Genomic DNA, 22,192 nt, shown 5'->3' with positions numbered 1-22,192 from the left:
CGCCCGCGAGCGCGGCATGCAAGCCGACCTTCGGCTGGATCGCCTCGGGTCGGGGCTCAGAAGGCCGGGCTGTCGTCGTCTGGCGAAGAGGCCGCGCTTTTGCGGGCGGCCGTCTTGCCGGTCTTGGCTGCAGGTTTGGCCGGGGCTTTCGCCGGTTTTGCCGTTTTCTTGGCGGGCGCTTTCGCGGCGGCCTTGGCCTTGGCGGGGCTGGCCTTGGCAGCCGTCTTGCCAGCCGAAGCCGCCTTCGCCCCCGCCTTGGGCGCCCGGGCCTCGAACTCGAAACCGATCTTGCCGTCGTCCTGGCGCACCAGGTAAGCCTTGAACTTGCGGTTGGTGCGGCTGGACACGAATCCGTCGAACAGTTTGGTCTTGCCGGTGGACAGCAGCTGCGTCATTTGGTCGGCGGGGATTTCCTGCTGCAGGATGACCTTGCCGCTGCGGAAAGTGCAGTTCTTGTCCGGTCCCACGGAATGTTCGCAGACATAGTTCATGCCGTGTTCGTAGACCTGGCCGCCGCATTTCGGGCAGGCGCCCAGCGGCGTCTGTCCGGAAAAGTCCACGGCCTCGGCGTCTTCGTCTTCCTTCTGGCCGAAATCGAATTCCAGCTTGAATTCGTCGGTGATGCGCAAGACGGCGGCAAAGGGGCGGCCCATCTTGCTGATGAATCCGGTCAACGGTCCCAGTGTGCGCTTTTCCAGCAGTTCCTCGACCTCGGGCACTTCGAAGGTGCGCCCGCCGGGGTGTTTGCCGATGGAGAAGTCGCAGGCCGTGCAGGCATAGCGGCGGTAGTTTTCCTTGACCAGGCCGCCGCATTTGGGACAAGGGGTCTGCAGGGTGGCATAGTCGCCGGGGACGGTGTCGCGCTCGTACTCCTTGGCCCGTTTGACGATCACCTGCGTCATCTGCGCGATTTCGCGCATGAAGGATTCTCGGTCCAGCTGGCGTTGCTCGATCAGCTTGAGCTGGTGTTCCCATTCGCCGGTCAGTTCGGGCGAGGTCAGTTCGTTGACCCCCAGGCCGGACAACAGCGTCATCAACTGGCGGGCCTTGGCGCTGGGCACCAGGTCGCGGCCTTCGCGGCGCAGATAGGTCTCGTTGATCAGGCCTTCGATGATGGACGCCCGGGTGGCCGGGGTGCCCAGGCCGCGTTCGGACATGGCTTCGCGCAAGGCCTCGTCGTCCACCAGCTTGCCTGCGCCTTCCATGGCCGACAGCAGCGTGGCTTCGTTGAAGCGGGCGGGCGGCTTGGTGGCCAGCGGGCGGGCTTCGATGTCCTCGGTGCGCACGCGTTCATTGTCGGCGACCGCCACCAGGGATGCCTCGTCGCCCTGTGATTCGCGGCCGTAAATGGCCAGCCAGCCGGGCGATACCAGGACCTTGCCCTCGGTCTTGAAGTGATGGCCCGAGACCTGGGTGATGCGTGTGGTGAGACGGAATTCGGCCGCCGGAAAGAACACCGCCAGGAAGCGTCGGGCGATCAGTTCGTAAATCTTGAACTCGGCGTCGCTGAGTTCACGCGGAATCTGCAGCGTGGGGATGATGGCGAAGTGGTCCGAGACCTTCTTGTCGTCGAAGATGCGCCGGTTGGGCTTGACCAACTGCTGCGCCACGGCCTGGGCGGCGAAGGGTCGGACGGACCGGGCTACCCCCGATTCGCTGTCCGACAGCGCCTGCATGGTGTGTTGCACGGTGCTGACATAGTCCTGGGGCAGGTAGCGGGAGTCCGTCCGAGGATAGGTCAGGGCCTTGTGGCGTTCGTACAGGGTCTGGGCCAGGGCCAGCGTGGTTTTGGCCGAAAAGCCGAAGCGGGAATTGGCCTCGCGCTGCAGCGTGGTCAGGTCGAACAGGGCTGGGGACTGCTGGGTGCTGGGCTTGGATTCCTCGGTCACGGTGCCGGGCTGTTCGCGGCAGGCGCTGACCACGCTCTGGGCTGCGCTGGCCGACCACAGGCGCGAGTCGCGGGCGTCCGGGTCCTGTTCGTTCTTCTTGAAGGCGGGATCGAACCAACGGCCTTCGTACAGGCCCGCGGCGGCGACGAAGGTGGCGTGGACTTCCCAGTAGTCCCGGCTGACGAAGCTGCGGATGCGGTCTTCGCGTTCCATGACGATCGCCAGGGTCGGTGTCTGCACGCGGCCCACGGGAGTCTTGAAGAAGCCGCCGTCCTTGCTGTTGAAGGCCGTCATGGCGCGGGTGCCATTGATGCCCACCAGCCAGTCGGCCTCGGCGCGCGAGCGTGCCGCCGCTTCCAGCGGCTTCATGGTGTCGTCGTCGCGCAGATTGGCGAATGCGTCGCGAATGGCCGCCTGGGTCATGGACCGCAGCCACAGTCGCTGAATGGGCTTCTTCACGCCCGCATACTGGACGATATAGCGAAAGATCAGCTCGCCTTCCCGGCCCGCGTCGCAGGCGTTGATCACGGCGCCGACGTCCTTGCGCTTTAGAAGCTTGACCAGCAGCTTCAGGCGCTCGGAGGAACGCTTGTCGGTCGGCCCGAGCTCGAATTGCGGCGGGATCACCGGCAGATGCGCAAAACTCCATTTGCCGCGCACGGGGTCGTTGGGCGCGACCAGACTGAGCAGGTGGCCGACGCTGGACGACAGCACGAACTGCTCGCTCTCGAAGTAGTCGCCCTCGCGGGTGAAACCGCCCAGGGCGCGGGAGATATCAAGAGCAACCGACGGCTTTTCAGCAATAATCAGAGTTTTAGTCATGTGGTTCCATTGGCGGTCGTTTTGCGACCACGATAGCGCGGATCATACGAGGGGGCACCGCACCATGCAAGTCACCACACCCTGGCAGGCAGCCGGCAACCCGCTCTGGTGGCGCCGGATACTGGCCCTGGGCATCGGGCTGCTGGCCGCTGTTCTGGCAGGGTCCGCCCTGGTGTCCTGGGTGGCTGCCAACTGGCCCAGGATGGGGCCGCAGGCGCGCCTGGCCCTGGTCCAGGGGGTGTTGGCCCTGTCCGTCGTTCTGGCGGCCGGCCTGGCCTGGCGCGGCAGCCGCTGGGCCGGCATGCTGACCGGACTGGCGGCCTTGGCGACCGGCGTATTGCTGGCTCTCGTCGGTCAAATATATCAAACTGGTGCTGATCGCTGGCAATTGTTTCTGTTATGGGCGGCATTGATCACGCCCTGGCTGCTGCTGGTGCGCTCCGTGTTCCTGGTGTTGCTGTGGGCGGTTTTGCTGAATCTGGCGGTGTGGCTGTCGGCCAGCTCTGGGGGCGCGCCGGATTTCTGGGCCTGGGCGGGCGGCAGCCCGGGCTCTTCCGGCGTTTGGCTGGTGGGGCTCAACGGCGCATTGCTGGCGCTGGTCGAGTGCGGGCGGCGTTTCCTGCGGGACCCCTGGCATCTGGCGCGCCGGGTATTGGCGGTGGCCGTGCTCGGGTGGGCTTTTGAGGCAGGGGTGCTGCAACCCATGGGATTCGGCGGCTACTCGCAGTTGGCGCGGGGTCTGCTGCTGGGTTTGATGCCGGTTGCGGTCTTATATGCGGTGTACGGCTATGGGCGTCGGGATCTGGCCGTGGTGGCGCTGGCCCTGCTGACGGGGATCGGGCAGGTCGGCGCCCTGTGGGTCCAGATGCTGGATTCCATGGACGGCGTCCTGGGCCTGGCAGTGCTGCTGCTGGCGCTGACCTGGCTGGCGGCGAATCACCTGCTGCATCTTCGGCAGGCCGCCGGCGTGGCCGGATCGCCCGCTGCGGCGAAGGCCTCGGCGTCTTCCCCGGGAATGGGCGTCGGGGTGGGCCCGGACGCCGGGGCGCCGGACCGGGATGCCGCACCGCCTTGGTACCTCACGGTGCTGCGGGTCGGGGCGCTGATTCCGGTCCTGCTGTTGCTGGGAATCTGGGTGGTTGCCAGCCTGGAGCTGGAGTCCGCCGCCGATGCCCTGGCGGCCGGGGTGATGCTGATGTGCCCTGGCCTGTTCATGGACCGGCTGGCCCGCCGCAGTGTCTGGCGGGAAGTCGGCGGGGTGCTGGGGGTGTTGGGCCTGCTGCTGTGCGCGGGCGGTGTGGCATTCATGATGGATGGGGATGTGGCGGCGCGCCTGTCGATCCTGATGGTCGCGGGCGGTGCCGTCTATGTCTGCATCCGGCAATTTTCGGTGCGCCTGGTGGCGGCGGGCCTTGTCCTGGGGATCGGGTTCTGGCTGACCGGCCCGGATATGTCCTCTTTCGGCGGGCCGGCGGATGCGCAAGGGATCTGGGCCTCGCATCTGGCGTGGCGTCTATGGGTGTTCCTGGCCGCCGGGTCGGGGTTGTGGATCTGGTCTGTCCGGGCGGCGCGCCGGATGAACTGGCGTCCCCTGGCCTGGGCGCTGATGGCGATGGCGGCGGGGGTTGCCCTGCTGGTTGCGCAGTCGATGCCGGTCCCGGTGCGGGAATGGCCCTGGTTCGGCCAATTGGCCATGTTGCTGTGCGCCTTGCTGCCGGGGCTGTTGCTGGCGGCCTGGATGGCGGCGGCCCGCCCTGTCCTGCCTGCGGGGCTGCGCATGGGCGTGCCGCTGGTCGCATGCGTCGCGGGTTTGGGCTGGGTGGCGATTCCGGCTTTGTCGGTGGCGCTGGTCTGGCTGGTCCTGGGGAGATTGTCCGGCGGGCGGGTCCTGCAGGTGCTGGCCGTGCCCCTGGGCCTGCTGGGCCTGTTGCTCTATGGCCTGGACACGCAGGCCGGCATCAGCCTGGCGGACAAGGCCTTGATTCTGGGACTGACGGCAGCCTGGCTGGCGGTCGCGGTTGCGGTCCTGGCGGCGCGCCAGCGGCATGGTGGCAGCCGGCTGACCGGGGGCCGCTGGCTGCCGGCGGGGGTGCTGGCCGGGGGCGTGTTGGTGCTGGGGCTTGCTCAGGCGCAGGTCCGTCAGTATGAAACCATCCTGTCCCAGGGCCGGCCGGTAGTGCTGGCTCTGGCGCCGGTCGACCCCCGATCCCTGATGCAGGGGGACTATATGGCGCTGGACTATGCCGTGCGCCGTGCGGCCGATGATTGGTTGCGGACGCATGAGTCCGATGAGTGGGCGGTGCGACGCGAAGGACGCGGCTGGTTGCTGTTGCGGCAGGATGGGCAAGGCGTCTGGCAGTTGCAGGGGATCACGGCCGCGCAGCCGCCGGCCGCTACGCCCGAGACCGTTGCGCTGGCCTTTCGGTGGCGGGCGGGCCGCCCGGATTTCGGCGCGGACAGTTGGTTCTTTCCCGAGGGCCAGGGCGAACGGTTCGCCGGCGCCCGGTATGGCGTGTTGCGGATTGCTCCCGATGGTGCCGCGTTGCTGGCCGGCTTGCTGGATGCGCAGCAGCAGCCCTTATGACGAGCCGATTGCGGACGATCGCGTCCGCGCGGCGGCGTTATCCGGCGCGGGGCGTGCCGGAAATCACGGGAACCGCCGCGCCCACTGCAGGGTCGCCAGCGGCCAGAAATCGTCCAGGGCGGCCACAGGCAGCCGGGTGAAGCCCAGCGCCGCCCAGGCCTGCTGCAAGGCGCTCAGCGGCTGTTCCAGGTCCAGGGCGGGGGCGTGATTCTGCTTGGACAGCTTGCGCCCCTGCGAGTCGAGCATCAGCGGCACGTGCAGCGTGCGTGGACAGGGCAGGCCCAGCGCGCGCGCCAACTGCCGCTGGCGGGCCGTGGAATCCAGCAGGTCGACGCCGCGCACCACGTCGGTCACGTCTTGCAGGCCATCATCCACGACGACGGCCAACTGGTACGCCCATAGGCCGTCGGCGCGGCGGATGATGAAGTCGCCCACTTCCCGGGCGACATCCTGAGTTTGCGCCCCCTGCCAACGATCCTGGAAGGTCTCGGTCCCGGGCTCCACCAGAAACCGCCAGGATGGTGGCGTCCGGCGGGAGGCGGCCGATTCCGGTCGGGGTGCGCCGGCCCGGGGCCGGCAAGTCCCCGGGTATGGACCCGGCGGCACTTCGCGCCGGGTGCAGTGACAGGCGTAGACGCGCCCCGCCGCCTGCAAGCGCCCGAAGGCGTGTTCGTACAGGGGGTGGCGCCGGGTCTGCCAGACGGGGGGCTCATCCCACTGCATGCCCAGGGATTGCAACTGGTGCAGGATCACCCGATCGGCGTCGGGCACGGTGCGCGGTTCGTCGATGTCCTCGATGCGCAGCAGCCAGCGGCCGCCATGGGCGCGGGCATCCAGGTAGCTGGCCAGCGCCGCCACCAGGGATCCCGCATGCAACGGGCCGCTTGGGCTGGGAGCGAAGCGGCCCACGTAGCCCTGGCTGCCAGGGGGCCGGCGTCCGTCTTCACGCGGATGGGAGTGGGTCTGGCTGGGCATCAACGCGATCGATGCGGCATCGTGTCGGCAAGCCTAGTGCGACAGCCGGCCTTCGTCGTCGGTCAGCAGTTCCTCGAACACCAGATGATCGACTTCGGCTTCCTGGCTCCAGAGCACCATCAGCGCCAGGACTTTGATTTCGGCCAGGGACAGCGGGGAATGATCCGCCGCCTGGGCCGCCTCGATCAGGATTTCCCGCAGGGCGGGTGGCAGACTGCCGGAATTTTCCAGGAAACTGATGAAACCGATGGCTTCGGTGCCCAGGGCGGCATATTCCGCATCGGTATAGATGCGGGCGGCGAGGTGCTGCGCGTCGCGCGGGATCGCCAGCGGCAGGCAGCGCTCGGTCGTGCTGGCCAGATCGCGCAGCCATTTCAGCGCGTCGTCGATGTCCTCGTGTTCGAAACCGACGGCCGCAAGCTTGTTGGCCAGGATCTCGGCGCGCGGGCAGGCCTGCGGCGTGTAGTAGTTCTCAAATAGATAGACCAGGATGTCGTACATGGTGATGGGCAAGGCGGTGTTCCCCGATAGTGTACTTGGCTTGGGAGTCGGGAGGCCTTTCATTTGTTGTCCTGAACTCCGATGTTCGGGAACTCGGGCGAGGAGCGGCGATCTTTGCGGTTTTGCGACTGAGATCTCTAGGGGATTTCGATAGTGGTCATACGTCCGATGTCGTGATAAAAAAGCTTGAATATTACAGAAACGAAAAATTTTTGATTCGTTTTTGTTTGTTTATGACGGATCTTCATTCGATCCGGACGAATAGCGATATCGCTACAGGAGACTCTGATGAGACATTCCTTTAACTGTTCTGCCGTGGGGGCCGGGCTGCTGCTGGCGTTTTCGGGCGCGGCGGCCGCAGCAGATGTTCGTGTGATGTGTTACCAGGACGGCATCGAGTGCGAAGTCACCGCCGATCTGGCGAAGCAGTTCGAGGCGAAGAATCCGGGTGTTCATATCATTGTCGATACCGTGCCCTTTCGAACGATACTCGAGCAGTTGCCAGTGCAGCTGGCGGCGGGTCGCGGGCCGGATATTGCTCGTGTGACCGATCTGAATGGCCTGTCCAAATACTATCTGGACATTTCTCCGTACATCAAGGATCGACAATACTGGGATACGAATTTCGCCTCCACGGCGTCGTGGCTGCGCCCCTCTCCGGATGCCAAGGGGATTTACGGCTTCATGTCTCAGTTGACGCTCACTGCTCCTTTCGTCAACAAGACCTTGTTCGAGCAGGCCAATGTCGCCTTGCCGGGACCGAAGGCGACCTGGGATGACTGGGTGCAAGCCACCCGCAAGGTGGCTGAGGTTACGAAGGTGAAGGCCGCCATGGCCTGGGATCGCTCCGGACACCGGTTTGCGGGCCCGGCGATCAGCTATGGGGCGGCGATTTTCGACAAACAGGGCGAGCTGACAATCGACGACGGCTATGCCACCACGGTCAGGAAGTTTGTGGGCTGGAACAAGGACGGCACGATGCTGCGCGACGTCTGGGTCGGCTCCGGCGGGTCGACGTACGCAGATTCGCTGGACGAGTTCATCAATGGCAATGTGGTCATGGTGTTGTCTGGCAGTTGGCAGATCAGTCGCCTTCAGAAAAATATCGGCGATGCCTTCGATTGGGTCGCGGTGCCCAATCCGTGCGGTACCGCCGCCTGCAGCGGCATGCCGGGCGGGGCGGCCTGGGTGCCTTTGAAGGTCGGCAAGTCGCATAAGGAAGCGGCGGCGTTCCTTGATTTCATGGCGTCCGAACCCGCGTATGCGGAATTTACGAGCCGGACCAACAATATTCCCGCGCATGCGGGGCTGGTGGCCAAAGGGGTCGCATACCCCGGTGCCGATCGTGAGGCCAGCGACGCTCTGAAAGCCATCAGCGCGACTGCGCCGAGCGTGGCGCCGGCCGCCTACCGTCTGCAGGGCTATAAGTACAACCGGGCGATCATGCTGCCGACCGTCACTCGCGTGACGCAGGCGATTGTCGGCGAATTGACGGTTGACGAAGCCATTGAACGTATCCGGTCCGACATGAAGGAGGCCTTGCGCCAGGCCAGGCAATAGGCTGCCGGCCCCAGGCGTCCGAGCCATGAGCGCCGGGCCCCGCCGGAAGGTTGGCGGGGCCGGCACAGTCTCTTGCCGCAGAGGTTTCCGATGAGCGTCCTTTCCCTGTTTTTCAATCTGCTTGAGCCCGTCTTCAGGTTCTTCCAGCGACGCTTGGGCCTGTCTCGGCTGGGATGGTTGTTCGTGGGGCCGAATCTGCTCCTGTTCGGCATATTTACCTTCGTGCCGATCGCGATCAACTTCGTCTACGCAACAACCGGCGGGGTCAAGCTGCTGCCGTTCGACCGGCCCTTCACCGGCGGCGAAAACTTCCAGACGCTCTTCCAGTGCGGCAACTATCTGGACCTGTCCACCTGCAATCGCGATATTTTCTGGCGGGCGATTCTGAATACGCTGGAATTCAGTGTGGTGCAGGTGGTGCTGATGCTGGTGTTTTCCGTCCTGACGGCGGTGGTGCTCAATCGGAAGATCATAGGGCGCGGTTTCTGGCGTGGCGTGTTTTTCTACCCGGTGCTGTTATCGCCCGTGGTCGTTGCGCTACTGTGGAAGTGGATGTTGCAGAGTCAGGGCGTCTTGAACGCCGGGCTTGCGGCGGCGGATCTGGCTCCGATCAATTGGCTGTCCGATGCCGGGTGGGCCTTTTCCTGGACGATCTTTGTGTCGATCTGGGCCCACATGGGGTTCTATACCTTGATCTTGCTGGCGGGATTGCAGGCCATTCCGCGAGATATCTACGAGGCGGCCGAGATGGACCATGCCAGCCCGTGGCGCACGCTGACGCGCATCACTTTGCCCTTGCTCATGCCCAATCTGGTCGTGGTGCTTGTGCTGGCGGCCATCCGCGCCGTCCAGATCTTCGACGAGGTCTTCGTCCTGACGGGGGGCGGCCCCGGCTCGGCCACGACATTCATTGTGCAGTTCATCTACCAGACCGGCTTTGCCGAGCAGATCCACTTGTATGGTCTGGCGGCTGCCGCATCGCTGGCGCTGGCCGCCTTCCTGGTGGTGTTGACGCTGCTCCAGTTGCGTTTGAGCCGGTCCGGCGGGCATGCGGGCGGGGGAGATTGAGCCATGAGCATCTCTGGATTCCTTTTGAAGACCCGGGGGCGCGGGCGCCTGCACTGGACCGACGTTCTCAGCTATGTCTACTTGCTTGCCGGCGTGCTGGTGATGTTCGGGCCAGTGGTCTGGCTCGTGATGTCTTCGTTGAAGACGGAGGCCTCCATCGGCCAGTTTCCGCCTACGTTCCTGCCGTACGCGCAACAGGTCGTGCAGGTTCCGGGGCACGACAAGCCTCTACCTGTTTTCGACGTGAAACAGGCGGACGGCAGTGTGAGGCCATTGGCGCAGGTGCGGCGCATCGGCCTGATGGCGACGATGGTGGACCCGCAAGCGCCGGGCAAGACGATCCGGGTCAACGTCAAGGACCGGTCTCCGGTCAGCAAATTGACGTTCGCCTGGCGCAACTATGCCGACATATTCGGGAAGTTCACGTTCGGCACTTATTTGTGGAACAGCGTCTTCATCACCGTCGTGGCGACCATCCTGACGCTGTTGCTGAATTCGATGGCTGCCTTCGCGCTTTCGAAGTACCGCTTCAGGGGGCGGAAAGCGGTCTTCCTGCTGATTATCGCCACGCTGATGGTGCCGCCGACCATCATCCTGGTGCCGGTCTTTCTGGTGATCGATCAAGTCGGCCTGCTGAACAACCTCTGGGGAGTGATCCTGCCCGCCGTGGCCAGCCCGACGGGAGTATTCCTGCTGCGGCAGTACATGCTGACCATTCCCGATGAATTGATCGAGGCCGCCCGTATGGACCATGCCAGCGAATGGCGGATCTATTGGCGGATCATCCTGCCGTTGTCCGCGCCGGCGCTGGCTGTCCTGGCGATATTCTCCGTGATGTGGCGCTGGAACGACTTCCTGCTGCCCTTGATCGTGCTGTCCAAGAACGAAGTGTTCACCCTGCAATTGGCGCTCAATTCCTTCCAGGGAGAACTCAATACCCAGTGGCATTACCTGTTGGCGATGACGGTCATCACGCTGATTCCGGTGACCCTGGTCTTTGCGTTCCTGCAGCGCTACATCGCTGCGGGGATTGCCAGCGCCGGCGTCAAGTGAATCCGGCCCTGGTCTTTTTTAAGGAACTCCCGCGTGTCCACTCTTGAACTCCGGTCGATCCAGAAGTCCTTCGATCAGACCACTGTGATACCCGGCGTCGACCTGCAGGTCGCTCATGGGGAATTCGTCGTCTTCGTGGGGCCGTCGGGCTGTGGAAAATCCACCTTGCTGCGCCTGATCGCCGGCCTGGACAAGCCCAGCAGCGGCGATATCCTGATCGACGATGAACCCGTCAACGAGATCGGCGCGGCGGATCGCGGCTGCGCCATGGTCTTCCAGTCCTATGCCCTGTATCCGCACATGACCGTCTACGCCAATATGGCATTCGGTCTGGAAAACGCGCATGTTCCCCGGGACGAGATCCGCCAGAAAGTGCAGCAGGTCGCCGCCTTGCTGCGCCTGGATCAGTTGTTGGAGCGCAAGCCTACGCAATTGTCGGGCGGGCAGCGGCAGCGCGTGGCGATCGGCCGCGCCATCGTGCGCAATCCCAAGATTTTCCTGTTCGATGAACCGTTGTCCAATCTGGATGCCGAGTTGCGGGTGTCGATGCGCTCCGAGCTGCGGGACCTGCACCAGCGGCTGCAGGCGACCATGATCTACGTCACGCACGACCAGGTCGAGGCCATGTCCATGGCCGACAAGATCGTCGTGCTGCGAGCGGGGCGGATCGAGCAGGTCGGGACGCCGGAACAACTCTACGATCGACCCTGCAATACTTTTGTGGCGGGTTTTATCGGCAGCCCGCGCATGAACCTGCTGCCAGTGGCATGCCTCCAGGAGGATCCCGCCCTGGCGTCCCGGATCCCCGCCGGTGCGCACCGGGTGGGCATCCGCCCGGAACACTGGACGCCCGCCCCTGGCGCCGGGCTGCCCATGACGGTCATCGGCCGGGAGTACCTGGGAGCGCAGTGGCTCGTGCAGGCGCGGCTTTCCGATGGCGCCCGTGTGGAAATCCTCATGGCCGGCGGTACGGGCCTGGAGCGGCAATCCGTGATTCACATGAGCGCCGCGCCGCAGAATATCCATGTGTTTGACCAGAACGACCAACGAATTGAGAGGACCTGAGACCTTATGACTCCGTTGAATACAACAGGTTGGCGCATCGAGGCGGGCGCTGCGGATGCGGATGCCCGGGCGCCGCTGGCGGATGGCGGCGAGCTGCGCCTGGTGTTCCTGTCTCCCACGATGGCGCGCGTCAGCTGGCAACCCGCGCAAGGCTTCAAGGAGCCTCGCACCTGGGCGATCAGCCCTGTGACCGGGCGCGATGTCCCTTGGGATGGGCGCCTGCGCGCCAGCCTGGAGGGGTTCGAGCGGCCATCGTCCCTCTCGCAGATGCCGTCGCAGCTTGCCACGGAACGCCTGGCGGTCCGGTTGCTCGGCGCCGCCGATCGACCGGTCGGGCTGGAATGGAGCGACCCTCGGACCGGCCGCGTCTATCAGTCGGACCGCGCGACCAGCGCCTACCTGACGGAGAAGCGCACGAGCCTGCTGCGGCATTGCGTCGCGCGGGATACGGCCGAGCAGTATTTCGGCCTGGGCGACAAGACCGGCCCATTGAACCTTCATGGACGGCGCTTGCGGTGCATGGGCCAGGATTCGTTGGGCTATGACGCCATGAGCGGCGACCCGCTCTACAAGCATTGGCCGTTTCTCCTGGAGCGCACGGCGGATGGCCTCTGGGTCGGGGTCTACTACGATACTTTGTCCGCCTGCACCTTCGACCTGGGCTGCGAGCATGACAACTATCATGGCCTGTTCCGCACGGTCGAGATCGACGACGGCGACCTGGACTACTACATCATGGTCGGCGATACGCCTGCGGCTGTCGTGGCCCAGTTCGTCCGTTTGATCGGCGGCACGCATTTGCCGCCGCGATGGTCGCTGGGATACGCGCAGACCGCGATGGGCTTGCCGGATGCGCCCGATGCGCAGCAGCGGCTGGATGCGTTCGTGGATCAGTGCGTCGAACATCGGATGCCGATTTCATCCTTTCACTATGGGTCGGGCTATTCGAGCCGGGGGAAGCAGCGCTATGTGTTTACCTGGAATCGCAGCAAATTTCCCGACCCGCAGGCCATCAACGACAAGTTCCATGCCGCCGGCATCCGCCTGGTGGCCAATTTGAAGCCGTGCCTGCTGGACGATCATCCCGCCTACGAAGAACTGGCCAGGGACGGCGCGTTCATCCAGCATGAGGGCAGTGGTCGGCCGGTTCTGGAACCCTTCTGGGATGGCCAGGGCTCGCATTTGGATTTCACGCGCCAGCGGGCGGTCTCCTGGTGGCAGCAGCAGTTGAAACGGGAGATCCTGGATCGAGGTATCGACGTGGGGTGGAACGACAACAATGAATATGCCATCCAGGCCGAAGATGCCTATTCGGACGGGAGGGGACAGCCGATTCCGATGCATAGAAGCCGCCCCCTGCACAGCCTGCTGATGACCCGGGCCACCTTCGAGGCGCAGCAGAGCCACGCGAGCACGCAGGGCGACGAGCAGCCGGTCTATACCGTGACCCGGGCCGGGCCTCCGGGGCTGCAGCGTTACGCGCAAACGTGGTCTGGCGATAACTCGACGAGCTGGAAAACGTTGAAATGGAACATCAGGACCGGCCTGCAGATGAGTCTGTCGGGCATGTTCAACATCGGCCACGATGTGGGCGGGTTCTCCGGCCCCGTGCCGAGTCCGGAATTGTTATTGCGCTGGGTGCAGGCGTGCAGCCTGAATCCGCGCATGGTGATGAATTCCTGGAAGACCAACGGGGTGACCAATCTGCCCTGGATGCATCCGGAAGTCGAGGATGCCGTGCGTGACGCCATCACGCTGCGCTACCGCCTGATGCCTTATCTCTGGCAGTGCGTCGAGCAGGCGTGCCGGGACGGCGTCCCGATCATCCGGCCCACATTCTTCAATTTTCCCGATGACGATCAGTGCTTCGAGGATTGTGATGATTTCATGCTGGGAGACTGGCTGCTGGTGGCCCCGGTCGTCGAGGAAGGGCTGGTCCGGCGGCGCGTCTATTTGCCCAAGCTCCCGAGCGGCAAATGCTGGTTCGCCCTGGAGAGCCGGGAGAGGTATGAAGGAGGGCGGCATCACGAGGTGCCCGCGCCGCTGGCGCATTTGCCGATCTTCGCTCGCCAGGGCGCGCGCATCCCCGTATCCAGCCCCCGACCGGGCAAGGTCGCGGCCCATGACGATCCTGCCAGCGGTGTCCTGGCGTTCTAGGACTCGGCGGGCGCCGTTTCCAGTGCGATCAGCGTCACACCTTCCGTCACCTGGTCCCCTACGGCGTAGAACACCTCCTGGATCACCCCGTCGTGGGGCGCCTCGATGGTGTGTTCCATCTTCATGGCTTCCATCACCACCAGAGGCTGGCCTTGCTTGACGGCGTCGCCGGTCGCCACCGCCACGGACAGGATCTTGCCGGGCATGGGGGCGGTCAGGCCGCCGCCCGTGTCGTCGGCCTGGCCGGTCGCCAGGGCGATCGGATCCTGCCAGTCCAGGGTATGGCGCCGACCCTCGGTGAAGATGTCCAGCCGGCGACCCTGCAAATAGGTCTCGGCGCGGGTTTCCGTGTCGCCCAGGCGAATGCGCAGGCGGCAGGGATGGCGGCCCTCGGCTTGCCACTGAAAAGCTTGGAAAGCCCCGTCGTCGCCGGTGGACAGCAGCCAGTCGCCACCCAGGCGGCGCAGGCGCGCCGTATGGTCGCCCTGGGCGTCCTGCAGTGGCAGGGTGCGCTCGTAGGCGTCGCCCACCCGCCAGCCGTCGGCCGATTGCCAGGGGCCGGCGGGATGCGAGGGCGCCTGGGCGCCGGATGCATGCCCGGGGTCCGGGGCGGGCTGGGGATCGGATCCGGACAGCCCGCCTTGGTGCAGCACAGCGGCCGCAGCCAGGGCCAGGACGGCATCCGGCGTCTCGGCAGCCGCCGGGAACAGTCGGTCGTGTTCGCGGGGGATCAGCCCGGTATCCAGGTCTGCCGCCACGAAGGCGGGGTTGTCCATCAATCGGCTCAGAAAGGCGATGTTGGTGTGCAGTCCTGTGGAACGCACGGCCGCCAGGGCGTGCAGCATGCGCCGGCGGGCCTGTTCCCGGTCTTTGCCGTGCACGATCAGCTTGGCGATCATGGGGTCGTAGTAGGGCGTGATCGTGTCGCCCTCGCGCACCCCGCCGTCCACCCGCACGGGGCCGACCTGGAAACCGACGTGGGCCGGCCATTGCAGCACGTCCAGGCGGCCGATGCTGGGCAGGAAGTCCTTGTCCGGATTTTCCGCGTATACGCGGGCCTCGATGGCATGGCCCTGGATGCGCAACTGGTCCTGGGACAGCGGCAGGGGTTCGCCCGCGGCCACGCGCAGCTGCCATTCGACCAGGTCCTGTCCGGTGATGGCTTCCGTGACGGGGTGCTCCACCTGCAGCCGGGTGTTCATTTCCATGAAATAGAAGCGCCCGTCGGGTTCGGCGATGAATTCCACCGTGCCGGCGCCGGTGTAACCCACGGCCTGGGCGGCGGCCACGGCGGCCTGGCCCATGGCGGCGCGCCGTTCGGGCGTCATGCCGGGCGCGGGGGCTTCCTCGATGACTTTCTGGAAGCGCCGTTGCACGGAGCAGTCGCGCTCGAACAGGTAGACGCACTGCCCGTGCGTATCGGCGAATATCTGGATTTCAATGTGGCGCGGCTTTAGCAGATAGCGTTCGATCAGCACCTGCGGATTGCCGAAGCTGCTGGCCGCCTCGCGCTGGCAGGACGCCAGCGCGGCGGCGAATTCGGCATCGGATTCGACGATGCGCATGCCCTTGCCGCCGCCGCCGGCGCTGGCCTTGATCAGGACCGGGTAGCCGATGGCGCGGGCCTGTTCCTGCAGGAAATCGGCTTCCTGGCGATCCCCGTAGTACCCAGGGACCAGGGGCACGTCGGCGCCCGCCATCAGGGTCTTGGCAGCCGATTTGCTGCCCATGGCGGCGATGGATTTCGCCGGGGGGCCGATGAACACCAGCCCCGCCTCGGCGCAGGCCTGGGCGAATTCGGCGTTTTCCGATAGAAAGCCGTAGCCGGGGTGGATGGCCTGGGCGCCCGTGCGCCGGGCGGCGTCCAGGATGGCGTCGGCCCGCAGATAGCTGGCTTTGGGCTCGGGACCGCCGATGGGGACGGCGACGTCGCAGGCCTGCACGTGGCGGGCCCGGGCGTCGGCCTCGGAATAGACCGCGACGGTGCGGATGCCCATGCGGCGGGCGGTGGCGGCGATGCGGCAGGCGATTTCGCCCCGGTTGGCAATCAGGATGGTATCGAACATGGCGGTTTCCTTACATTCTGAACACGCCAAAGCGCGTGGCTTCGGCCGGGGCGTGACGGGCGGCGGCCAGGCCCAGGCCCAGCACCCGCCGCGTGTCGGACGGGGCGATGATGCCGTCGTCCCACAGGCGCGCCGTGGAATAGTAGGGGTGGCCCTCGTGTTCGTATTGGTCGCGGATGGGCGCCTTGAAGGCGGCTTCCTCTTCGGCGGACCACTGCCCGCCCTTGCGTTCGATGTTGTCGCGGCGCACCGTGGCCAGCACACTGGCGGCCTGCTCGCCGCCCATGACGGAAATCCGGGCATTGGGCCACAGGAACAGCAGCCGGGGGCTGAAGGCGCGGCCGCACATGCCGTAGTTGCCGGCGCCGAACGACCCGCCGATCAGCACCGTGAATTTCGGCACGGCGGCGGTGGACACGGCGGTGACCATTTTCGCGCCGTGGCGGGCGATGCCTTCGTTTTCGTATTTGCGCCCCACCATGAAGCCGCTGATGTTCTGCAGGAACACCAGGGGGATGTTGCGCTGGCAGCAAAGTTCGATGAAGTGCGTGCCCTTTTGCGCGGCTTCGGAAAACAGGATGCCGTTATTGGCGATGATGCCCACCGGCATGCCGTAGATTTTGGCGAAGCCCGTGACCAGCGTGGTGCCGAACCGCGCCTTGAATTCCTCGAAGTCGGACCCGTCCACGATGCGGGCGATGACTTCGCGCACGTCGTAGGGCTTGCGGGTGTCCTGCGGGATGATGCCGTCCAGTTCAGTGGGATCGTACAGCGGTTCGGTCCAGGATCCGGTGCCCGGCGGAACCGGGCGGTTCAGGCGGGCGACCATGTCGCGGGCCAGACGCAGGGCGTGAGTGTCGTTCTCTGCCAGATAATCGGCCACGCCCGACAGCCGGGTGTGCACGTCGCCGCCGCCCAGGTCCTCGGCGGACACCTCTTCGCCAGTGGCGGCTTTCACCAGGGGCGGGCCGCCCAGGAAGATCGTGCCCTGGTTGCGCACGATGATCGATTCGTCGCTCATGGCCGGCACGTAGGCGCCGCCCGCCGTGCAGGACCCCATGACCACGGCCAGTTGGGCGATGCCCATGGACGACATGACGGCCTGGTTGTAGAAGATGCGCCCGAAGTGATCGCGGTCCGGAAAGACTTCGTCCTGGTTGGGCAGGTTCGCCCCGCCCGAATCCACCAGGTAGACGCAGGGCAGATGGTTCTGCTGGGCGATTTCCTGCGCCCGCAGGTGCTTCTTGACGGTCAGGGGGTAGTAAGTGCCGCCCTTGACAGTGGCGTCGTTGCAGACGATGACGCATTCGGTGCCGCTCACGCGGCCGATGCCGGTGATCAGGCCGGCTCCCGGAGAGGCGTTGTCGTAGACGTCGTGCGCCGCCAGGGGGGACAGTTCCAGGAATGGCGTGCCGGGGTCCAGCAGGCGTTCGACCCGCTCGCGCGGCAGCAGCTTGCCGCGCGCCAGATGCCGGGCTCGGGCCGATTCGCTGCCGCCTTGCCCGGTGCGGGCGATCTGGGCGCGCAGGTCGTCGATCTGGGCGCGCATGGCGCGGGCGTTGTCCTGGAATTCCTGTGATCGCGGGTTGATGCGGGATTCGATGACCGGCATGTCGTTTCCTGGGAAGAGAAATCGGGTCGCTGGCGCGGCGACGGGATGGCCGGCGCGACGCCGCAGGCAGGCCGGCGGCGGGTGGCGGCCTGCCTGCGGGGGAAGGTTTACAGCATCTCGATGGCCAGGGCCACGGCTTCGCCGCCGCCGATGCACAGGGATGCGATGCCGCGTTTGCCGCCGGTCTTGCGCAGGGCGCCGATCAGCGTGGTCAGCAGGCGCGCTCCGGATGCCCCGATGGGGTGACCCAGGGCGGTGGCGCCGCCATGGATGTTGACCCGGTCATGCGGCAGGTTCAGTTCCTTCATGGCGGCCATGGTGACGACGGCGAAGGCTTCGTTGATCTCGTAGAGATCGACGTCTTCGGCTTTCCAGCCCGTCTTGGCCAGCAGCTTCTGGATGGCGCCGACCGGCGCGGTGGTGAACCACTGGGGCTCCTGGGCATGCTGGGTGTGAGCCACGATGCGGGCCAGCGGCTTGGCGCCCAGTTCCTGGGCCTTGGAACCACGCATCACCACCAGCGCCGAGGCGCCGTCGGAAATGGACGAGGAGTTGGCCGCCGTGACCGTGCCGTCCTTCTTGAAGGCGGGCTTCAGGGTCGGGATCTTTTCAGGGATGGCTTTGAAGGGGGCCTCGTCGGTGTCGACCACCGTGTCGCCCTTGCGCCCGGCAATCGTGACGGGGGTGATTTCCCATTTGAAGCTGCCGTCCTCGGAGGCCTTGCGGGCGCGCTTCAGGGATTCCAGGGAAAAGGCGTCCTGCTCTTCGCGGGTGAAGTGATATTTCGAGACGCAGTCCTCGGCGAACACGCCCATGGCCGTGCCGCGCTGATAGGCGTCTTCCAGGCCGTCCAGGGCCATGTGGTCGTAGACCGTGGAATGCCCATAGCGGTAGCCCTGGCGGCCGCGCAGCAGCAGATAGGGGGCGTTGCTCATGCTTTCCTGGCCTCCGGCCACCACCACGTCGGCCGATTCGGCCTTGATGATGTCGTGCGCCAGCATGACGGCCTTCAGGCCCGAGCCGCAGACCTTGTGCAGCGTGCTGCAGGGCACGCTCTTGGGCAGGCCGGCGCCGATGGCGGCCTGGCGCGCGGGGGCCTGGCCCTGGCCCGCCTGCAGCACGTTGCCCATGATGACTTCCTGGACGGCGTCGCCTTCGATGCCGGCGCGTTCGACGGCGGCGCGAATGGCGATGGCGCCCAGTTCATGGGCGGACAGGCCGGACAGGCTGCCCATCATGCCGCCCATGGGCGTGCGGGCGGCAGAGACGATGACGATGGAATCGGACATGGTGTGCTCCTATGGCTGCGGGGCCGGATCCTGGCTGGATGCGGCGGGTTTCGGGGATTGCAGACGCCGTGCGGGATCGTAGGGAAAGATGTCTTCGATACGGCCCTGGGATGCGCGTGTGCGGCAATCTTGCCACCATTGTGCATCCAGCAGTTCGGCGTGGTGTTTCAGAAAGGCCGTGCGCACCCGGGGGTCGCCCAGCAGGAAATGCCTGAATTCTTCCGGGAAGACATCGTTGGCGCCCACGGGGTACCAGGGCTCTCCGGACATTTCGGCTTCTTCGTTGGGGGCGGGCGGGATGCGACGGAAATGCATCTCGGTCATGCGCTGGATTTCGTCGTAGTCATAGAACACCACGCGCCCCAACCGGGTGACGCCGAAGTTCTTGTACAGCATGTCGCCCGGGAAGATGTTGGCTGCGGCCAGTTCGCGGATCGCCTGCCCGTACTGGCGCACGGCGGATTCCAGCGCGGCGTCGGACGCTCCGGCCAGGAAAATGTTCAGCGGCGTCATGCGCCGTTCGATGTAGACGTGTTTCAGCACCACCAGGTCGTCGGTTTCCTCGAGCAGGCTGGGAACCTCGGCCCGCAGGCCCGCCAGCAGGCGTGCGGAAAAGCGGCTGCGCGGCAGCGCCACCAGGGAATATTCCCAGGTATCGGCCATGCGGCCCGCGCGATCGTGCTTTTTCACCATCTGGTATTTGCGCCGCACCGTGGCCTCGTCCATGCCGTCTTTGGCGATGCGGTCGCGGATCAGCTTGAAGACATAGGGATAGGACGGTTGGTTGAACACCGTCATGACCATGCCCTGGATGCCGGGCGCGTAGTCGAAGTTGTCCCGCGAATGCGCCAGATGGTGCAGGAAGTCGCGATAGAACAGGGTCTTGCCCTGCTTCTGCAGGCCGAGGGTGGTGTAGATCTCGGCCTTGGGCTTGCGTGGAAACAGCGTCGACAGGAATTCCACGTAGGCCGCCGGCGCCTCCATGTCCACCAGGAAATACGCCCGGGTGAAGCTGAACAGCGTGCTCAGGTCGTCGCTGGTGTGCAGCAGGGCATCGAGCTGGATGTGACCCGACGGCGTGTGCAGCAGGGCGATGGCGAAGGGGTGGATGGCCGTCTGGTTGATCAGCCGCCCGACGATGTAGGCGCCCTTGTTGCGGAAGAACAGCGTGTTCAGCACCTGGATCTGGCAGTCGGGCGCCAGGCGCTTGCCCAGGCCGCGCGGCAAGGCGCGGCGCAGGTGGCGCAGGCCCATGCGGGCCAGCCGGCGGGCGTCGGCAGGCAGGTCCTGGTAGGGCGCGGCCAGGCCGAAATCGGCCGTCAGGCGCACCAGGCAGGGCAGCAGGCCTTCGGTCAGCGGATAGTACGACCGGTAGGTGGACAGGGCGCCGTCGATGTATTCGGTGGCCACGGCGGGGCGCACGAACAGGAAATCATTGTTGAAATAATTGCGGTGCAAAATGCGGCAGGACACCGAATTGAAGAACGTTTCCGCGCATTCGGGCTGCAAGTGACTGGACAGCAACCCGATATAGCTGGTCTTGGCGGCCTGCCAGAATTCCAGCTGTTCGGGGGTCAGGGCCGTGTCCGGGGCGGTCTGCGCCGGCGTGGTGCCGCGCAGCGCCTGGCCCAGAGTCGTGGCGCATTCGCGCACCCGGGTATCGTAGTATTCGATGCGCTCGCGCGATAGCTGCTGGATGCCGTGCCAGTCGCCGGACTCGAACAGCGATTTGGCCCGTTGCGCGCTGTAGCGGAACAGCGAATAGTGGCGATCGAACCCCGCCAGGATGATGCGGGCGACCGCCTCGGGGGATTGGCCCCGGGGCGTGACCGGTTCGATGCGTTGGTGGTCGCCGTCGCTGCGCATGACGTCAGGCGGTTTCGTTGAACAGTTCGCGGCCGATCAGCATGCGGCGGATTTCGCTGGTGCCGGCGCCGATTTCGTACAGCTTGGCATCGCGCCACAGGCGGCCTGTGGGGTTGTCGTTGATGTAGCCGTTGCCCCCCAGGATCTGGATGCCTTCGCCCGCCATCCAGGTGGCCTTTTCCGCGCAGTACAGGATGACGCCGGCGCAGTCCTTGCGCACCTGGCGCGCGTGCTGGGCGCCCAACCGGTCCAGGTTTTTCCCCACCGTGTAGCAAAAGGCGCGGCAGGCTTGCAGCGTGGTGTACAGGTCGGCCAGCTTTCCCTGGATCAACTGGAATTCGCCGATGGCCTGGCCGAACTGCTGGCGTTCGTGCACATAAGGCACGACCACGTCCATCACGGCCTGCATGATGCCCAGCGGACCGCCCGCGAGCACGGCGCGCTCGTAGTCCAGGCCGCTCATCAGCACGCGCACCCCGCCGTTGACTTCGCCCAGAACGTTGTCGGCCGGGACTTCGCAGTCCTGGAAGACCAGTTCGCCGGTGTGCGAGCCGCGCATACCCAGCTTGTCGAGTTTCTGCGCCACCGAAAAACCGGGAAAGGATTTTTCGACGATGAAGGCGGTGATGCCGCGCTGATGGGCCTGGGGATCGGTCTTGGCGTAGACCACCAGCGTATCGGCATCCGGCCCGTTGGTGATCCACATTTTCGTGCCGTTCAGGATGTAGCGGTCGCCGCGCTTTTCCGCCCGCAACCGCATGCTGACCACGTCCGATCCGGCGCCGGGTTCGCTCATGGCCAGCGCGCCGATCTGTTCGCCCGACAGCAGTCCGGGCAGGTACTTGCGTTTCTGGGCTTCGGTCCCGTTGCGGTGGATCTGGTTCACGCACAGATTCGAGTGCGCCCCGTAGGACAGGGCGATCGAGGCGCTGGCCCGGGAGATTTCCTCCATCGCGATCATGTGCGCCAGGTAGCCCAGGTTGGCGCCGCCATAGGCGTCGGACACCGTCACCCCCAGCAGGCCCAGGTCGCCGAATTTGCGCCATAGATCCATCGGGAACTGGTCGTCGCGGTCGGCCGCCGCTGCGCGGGGCGCGATCTCGGCTTGGGCAAAATCGCGCACGGCATCGCGCAGCATGTCCAGATCGGAGCCGAGTTCGAAATTCAGGCCGGGTAAATCCATGGGAAGTCTCCTTGGGGGGGGCGCGGGCGCCTTATTCGGTGATCGGGTGGAGGGCGGCGTCGGCCGGGGCCTGCGCGGCGCTGCGGCGACGGCGCAGCAGCGCCGCGCAATCGGCCTGCTGGCGGCGCAGTTCCTTCAGGGTTTCGTCCAGATCGCGTTGCTGCTGTTCCAGTTTCTGGCGATGGGCGTCCAGCACGTCGGCGTAGTGCTGAAGTTGCGCCGTGCTGCTGGCATGGCTGTGATCGTACAGATTGATGAGGTTGACGATTTCCGCCAGCTGCAATCCCAGGCGACGCCCGCGCAGCGCCAGTTTCAATCGGGTGCGGTCGCGCGGCGCGTAGATGCGGTTGCGCCCCGACCGGGCCGGGCTGACGATGCCCTGATCCTCGTAGAAGCGGATCGTGCGCGGCGTGACGCCGAATTCTCGGGCAAGCTCGGAGATGGTCCAGGTGGCTTGGCTCATGGGTTCGTGCAGTGATCAGTGATCGGGGGAGGCCCTATT

Annotated in this window: 15 protein-coding genes; 6 read left to right on the top strand and 9 right to left on the bottom strand. The window is 65.5% G+C overall.

The window, feature by feature from the left end; all coding sequences use genetic code 11:
• Positions 1 to 56 precede the first annotated feature (56 nt).
• Complete coding sequence (locus WBG56_RS09435) at positions 57 to 2,711, bottom strand: DNA topoisomerase III (RefSeq protein ID WP_424267584.1); 2,655 nt, start codon at positions 2,709 to 2,711, stop codon at positions 57 to 59.
• A 64-nt stretch (positions 2,712 to 2,775) separates the two neighbouring features.
• Here WBG56_RS09435 and WBG56_RS09430 point away from each other — a divergent pair, with 64 nt between their 5' ends.
• On the top strand, positions 2,776 to 5,295 hold the full coding sequence (locus WBG56_RS09430; protein ID WP_424267582.1) for a GDYXXLXY domain-containing protein: 2,520 nt from the start codon (positions 2,776 to 2,778) through the stop codon (positions 5,293 to 5,295).
• 63 nt (positions 5,296 to 5,358) lie between these two features.
• Here WBG56_RS09430 and gluQRS read toward each other — a convergent pair whose 3' ends face one another.
• Positions 5,359 to 6,270: a tRNA glutamyl-Q(34) synthetase GluQRS gene (gluQRS, locus tag WBG56_RS09425; RefSeq protein WP_424267580.1), complete on the bottom strand. Its 912-nt coding sequence runs from the start codon at positions 6,268 to 6,270 to the stop codon at positions 5,359 to 5,361.
• Between the two features lie 33 nt (positions 6,271 to 6,303).
• The gene (locus WBG56_RS09420; RefSeq protein ID WP_424267864.1) at positions 6,304 to 6,771 is read right to left on the bottom strand and encodes a DUF494 family protein; all 468 of its coding nucleotides are present in this window, start codon (positions 6,769 to 6,771) and stop codon (positions 6,304 to 6,306) included.
• 288 nt (positions 6,772 to 7,059) lie between these two features.
• Here WBG56_RS09420 and WBG56_RS09415 point away from each other — a divergent pair, with 288 nt between their 5' ends.
• The 5 genes from WBG56_RS09415 (at position 7,060) to WBG56_RS09395 (ending at position 13,674) form a co-directional block, all read left to right on the top strand.
• The gene (locus tag WBG56_RS09415; RefSeq protein WP_424267578.1) at positions 7,060 to 8,331 is read left to right on the top strand and encodes an ABC transporter substrate-binding protein; all 1,272 of its coding nucleotides are present in this window, start codon (positions 7,060 to 7,062) and stop codon (positions 8,329 to 8,331) included.
• A 90-nt stretch (positions 8,332 to 8,421) separates the two neighbouring features.
• Complete coding sequence (locus tag WBG56_RS09410) at positions 8,422 to 9,399, top strand: carbohydrate ABC transporter permease (RefSeq protein ID WP_424267576.1); 978 nt, start codon at positions 8,422 to 8,424, stop codon at positions 9,397 to 9,399.
• A 3-nt stretch (positions 9,400 to 9,402) separates the two neighbouring features.
• Entirely contained in the window at positions 9,403 to 10,452 is a 1,050-nt protein-coding gene (locus WBG56_RS09405) for a carbohydrate ABC transporter permease (RefSeq protein ID WP_424267574.1), read from the top strand.
• 33 nt (positions 10,453 to 10,485) lie between these two features.
• The gene (locus tag WBG56_RS09400) at positions 10,486 to 11,517 is read left to right on the top strand and encodes an ABC transporter ATP-binding protein (protein WP_424267572.1); all 1,032 of its coding nucleotides are present in this window, start codon (positions 10,486 to 10,488) and stop codon (positions 11,515 to 11,517) included.
• Between the two features lie 6 nt (positions 11,518 to 11,523).
• Positions 11,524 to 13,674: a TIM-barrel domain-containing protein gene (locus WBG56_RS09395; RefSeq protein ID WP_424267570.1), complete on the top strand. Its 2,151-nt coding sequence runs from the start codon at positions 11,524 to 11,526 to the stop codon at positions 13,672 to 13,674.
• Here WBG56_RS09395 and WBG56_RS09390 read toward each other — a convergent pair.
• The 6 genes from WBG56_RS09390 to WBG56_RS09365 form a co-directional block, all read right to left on the bottom strand.
• Positions 13,671 to 15,740 carry an acetyl/propionyl/methylcrotonyl-CoA carboxylase subunit alpha gene (locus tag WBG56_RS09390; protein WP_424267568.1) on the bottom strand — a complete coding sequence of 690 codons (2,070 nt, stop codon included), beginning with the start codon at positions 15,738 to 15,740 and terminating at the stop codon, positions 13,671 to 13,673. The two genes, WBG56_RS09395 and WBG56_RS09390, sit on opposite strands and share 4 nt — an antisense overlap.
• Before the next feature lie 10 nt (positions 15,741 to 15,750).
• Positions 15,751 to 17,352, bottom strand: a complete 1,602-nt coding sequence (locus WBG56_RS09385) for a carboxyl transferase domain-containing protein (RefSeq protein WP_424267566.1) — start codon at positions 17,350 to 17,352, stop codon at positions 15,751 to 15,753.
• A 107-nt stretch (positions 17,353 to 17,459) separates the two neighbouring features.
• Positions 17,460 to 18,641, bottom strand: coding sequence for an acetyl-CoA C-acyltransferase (locus tag WBG56_RS09380; protein WP_424267564.1), 1,182 nt, complete (start codon positions 18,639 to 18,641; stop codon positions 17,460 to 17,462).
• A gap of 9 nt (positions 18,642 to 18,650) precedes the next feature.
• Positions 18,651 to 20,507, bottom strand: coding sequence for a bifunctional isocitrate dehydrogenase kinase/phosphatase (gene aceK, locus WBG56_RS09375; protein ID WP_424267562.1), 1,857 nt, complete (start codon positions 20,505 to 20,507; stop codon positions 18,651 to 18,653).
• A 4-nt stretch (positions 20,508 to 20,511) separates the two neighbouring features.
• Positions 20,512 to 21,690, bottom strand: a complete 1,179-nt coding sequence (locus WBG56_RS09370; RefSeq protein WP_424267560.1) for an isovaleryl-CoA dehydrogenase — start codon at positions 21,688 to 21,690, stop codon at positions 20,512 to 20,514.
• Positions 21,691 to 21,721: 31 nt separating this feature from the next.
• Positions 21,722 to 22,153 (bottom strand): MerR family transcriptional regulator, encoded by a 432-nt coding sequence (locus WBG56_RS09365; RefSeq protein WP_424267558.1) that lies wholly within the window; start codon positions 22,151 to 22,153, stop codon positions 21,722 to 21,724.
• Between the last annotated feature and the right edge of the window lie 39 nt (positions 22,154 to 22,192).

This window comes from Castellaniella sp., from assembly GCF_049671645.1.
Taxonomy (GTDB): domain Bacteria; phylum Pseudomonadota; class Gammaproteobacteria; order Burkholderiales; family Burkholderiaceae_B; genus Castellaniella.
The sequence above is the reverse complement of the archived record's forward strand: the minus strand, read 5'-3'. Positions and strand labels throughout refer to the sequence as shown.

Coding starts and splice junctions, on each gene's coding strand:
- WBG56_RS09390 (WP_424267568.1), bottom strand. CDS start 15,740: ATGTTCGATACCATCCTGATTGCCAACCGGGGCGAAATCGCCTGCCGC.
- gluQRS (WP_424267580.1), bottom strand. CDS start 6,270: ATGCCCAGCCAGACCCACTCCCATCCGCGTGAAGACGGACGCCGGCCC.
- WBG56_RS09415 (WP_424267578.1), top strand. CDS start 7,060: ATGAGACATTCCTTTAACTGTTCTGCCGTGGGGGCCGGGCTGCTGCTG.
- aceK (WP_424267562.1), bottom strand. CDS start 20,507: ATGCGCAGCGACGGCGACCACCAACGCATCGAACCGGTCACGCCCCGG.
- WBG56_RS09380 (WP_424267564.1), bottom strand. CDS start 18,641: ATGTCCGATTCCATCGTCATCGTCTCTGCCGCCCGCACGCCCATGGGC.
- WBG56_RS09395 (WP_424267570.1), top strand. CDS start 11,524: ATGACTCCGTTGAATACAACAGGTTGGCGCATCGAGGCGGGCGCTGCG.
- WBG56_RS09385 (WP_424267566.1), bottom strand. CDS start 17,352: ATGCCGGTCATCGAATCCCGCATCAACCCGCGATCACAGGAATTCCAG.
- WBG56_RS09410 (WP_424267576.1), top strand. CDS start 8,422: ATGAGCGTCCTTTCCCTGTTTTTCAATCTGCTTGAGCCCGTCTTCAGG.
- WBG56_RS09370 (WP_424267560.1), bottom strand. CDS start 21,690: ATGGATTTACCCGGCCTGAATTTCGAACTCGGCTCCGATCTGGACATG.
- WBG56_RS09435 (WP_424267584.1), bottom strand. CDS start 2,711: ATGACTAAAACTCTGATTATTGCTGAAAAGCCGTCGGTTGCTCTTGAT.
- WBG56_RS09430 (WP_424267582.1), top strand. CDS start 2,776: ATGCAAGTCACCACACCCTGGCAGGCAGCCGGCAACCCGCTCTGGTGG.
- WBG56_RS09405 (WP_424267574.1), top strand. CDS start 9,403: ATGAGCATCTCTGGATTCCTTTTGAAGACCCGGGGGCGCGGGCGCCTG.
- WBG56_RS09420 (WP_424267864.1), bottom strand. CDS start 6,771: ATGTACGACATCCTGGTCTATCTATTTGAGAACTACTACACGCCGCAG.
- WBG56_RS09365 (WP_424267558.1), bottom strand. CDS start 22,153: ATGAGCCAAGCCACCTGGACCATCTCCGAGCTTGCCCGAGAATTCGGC.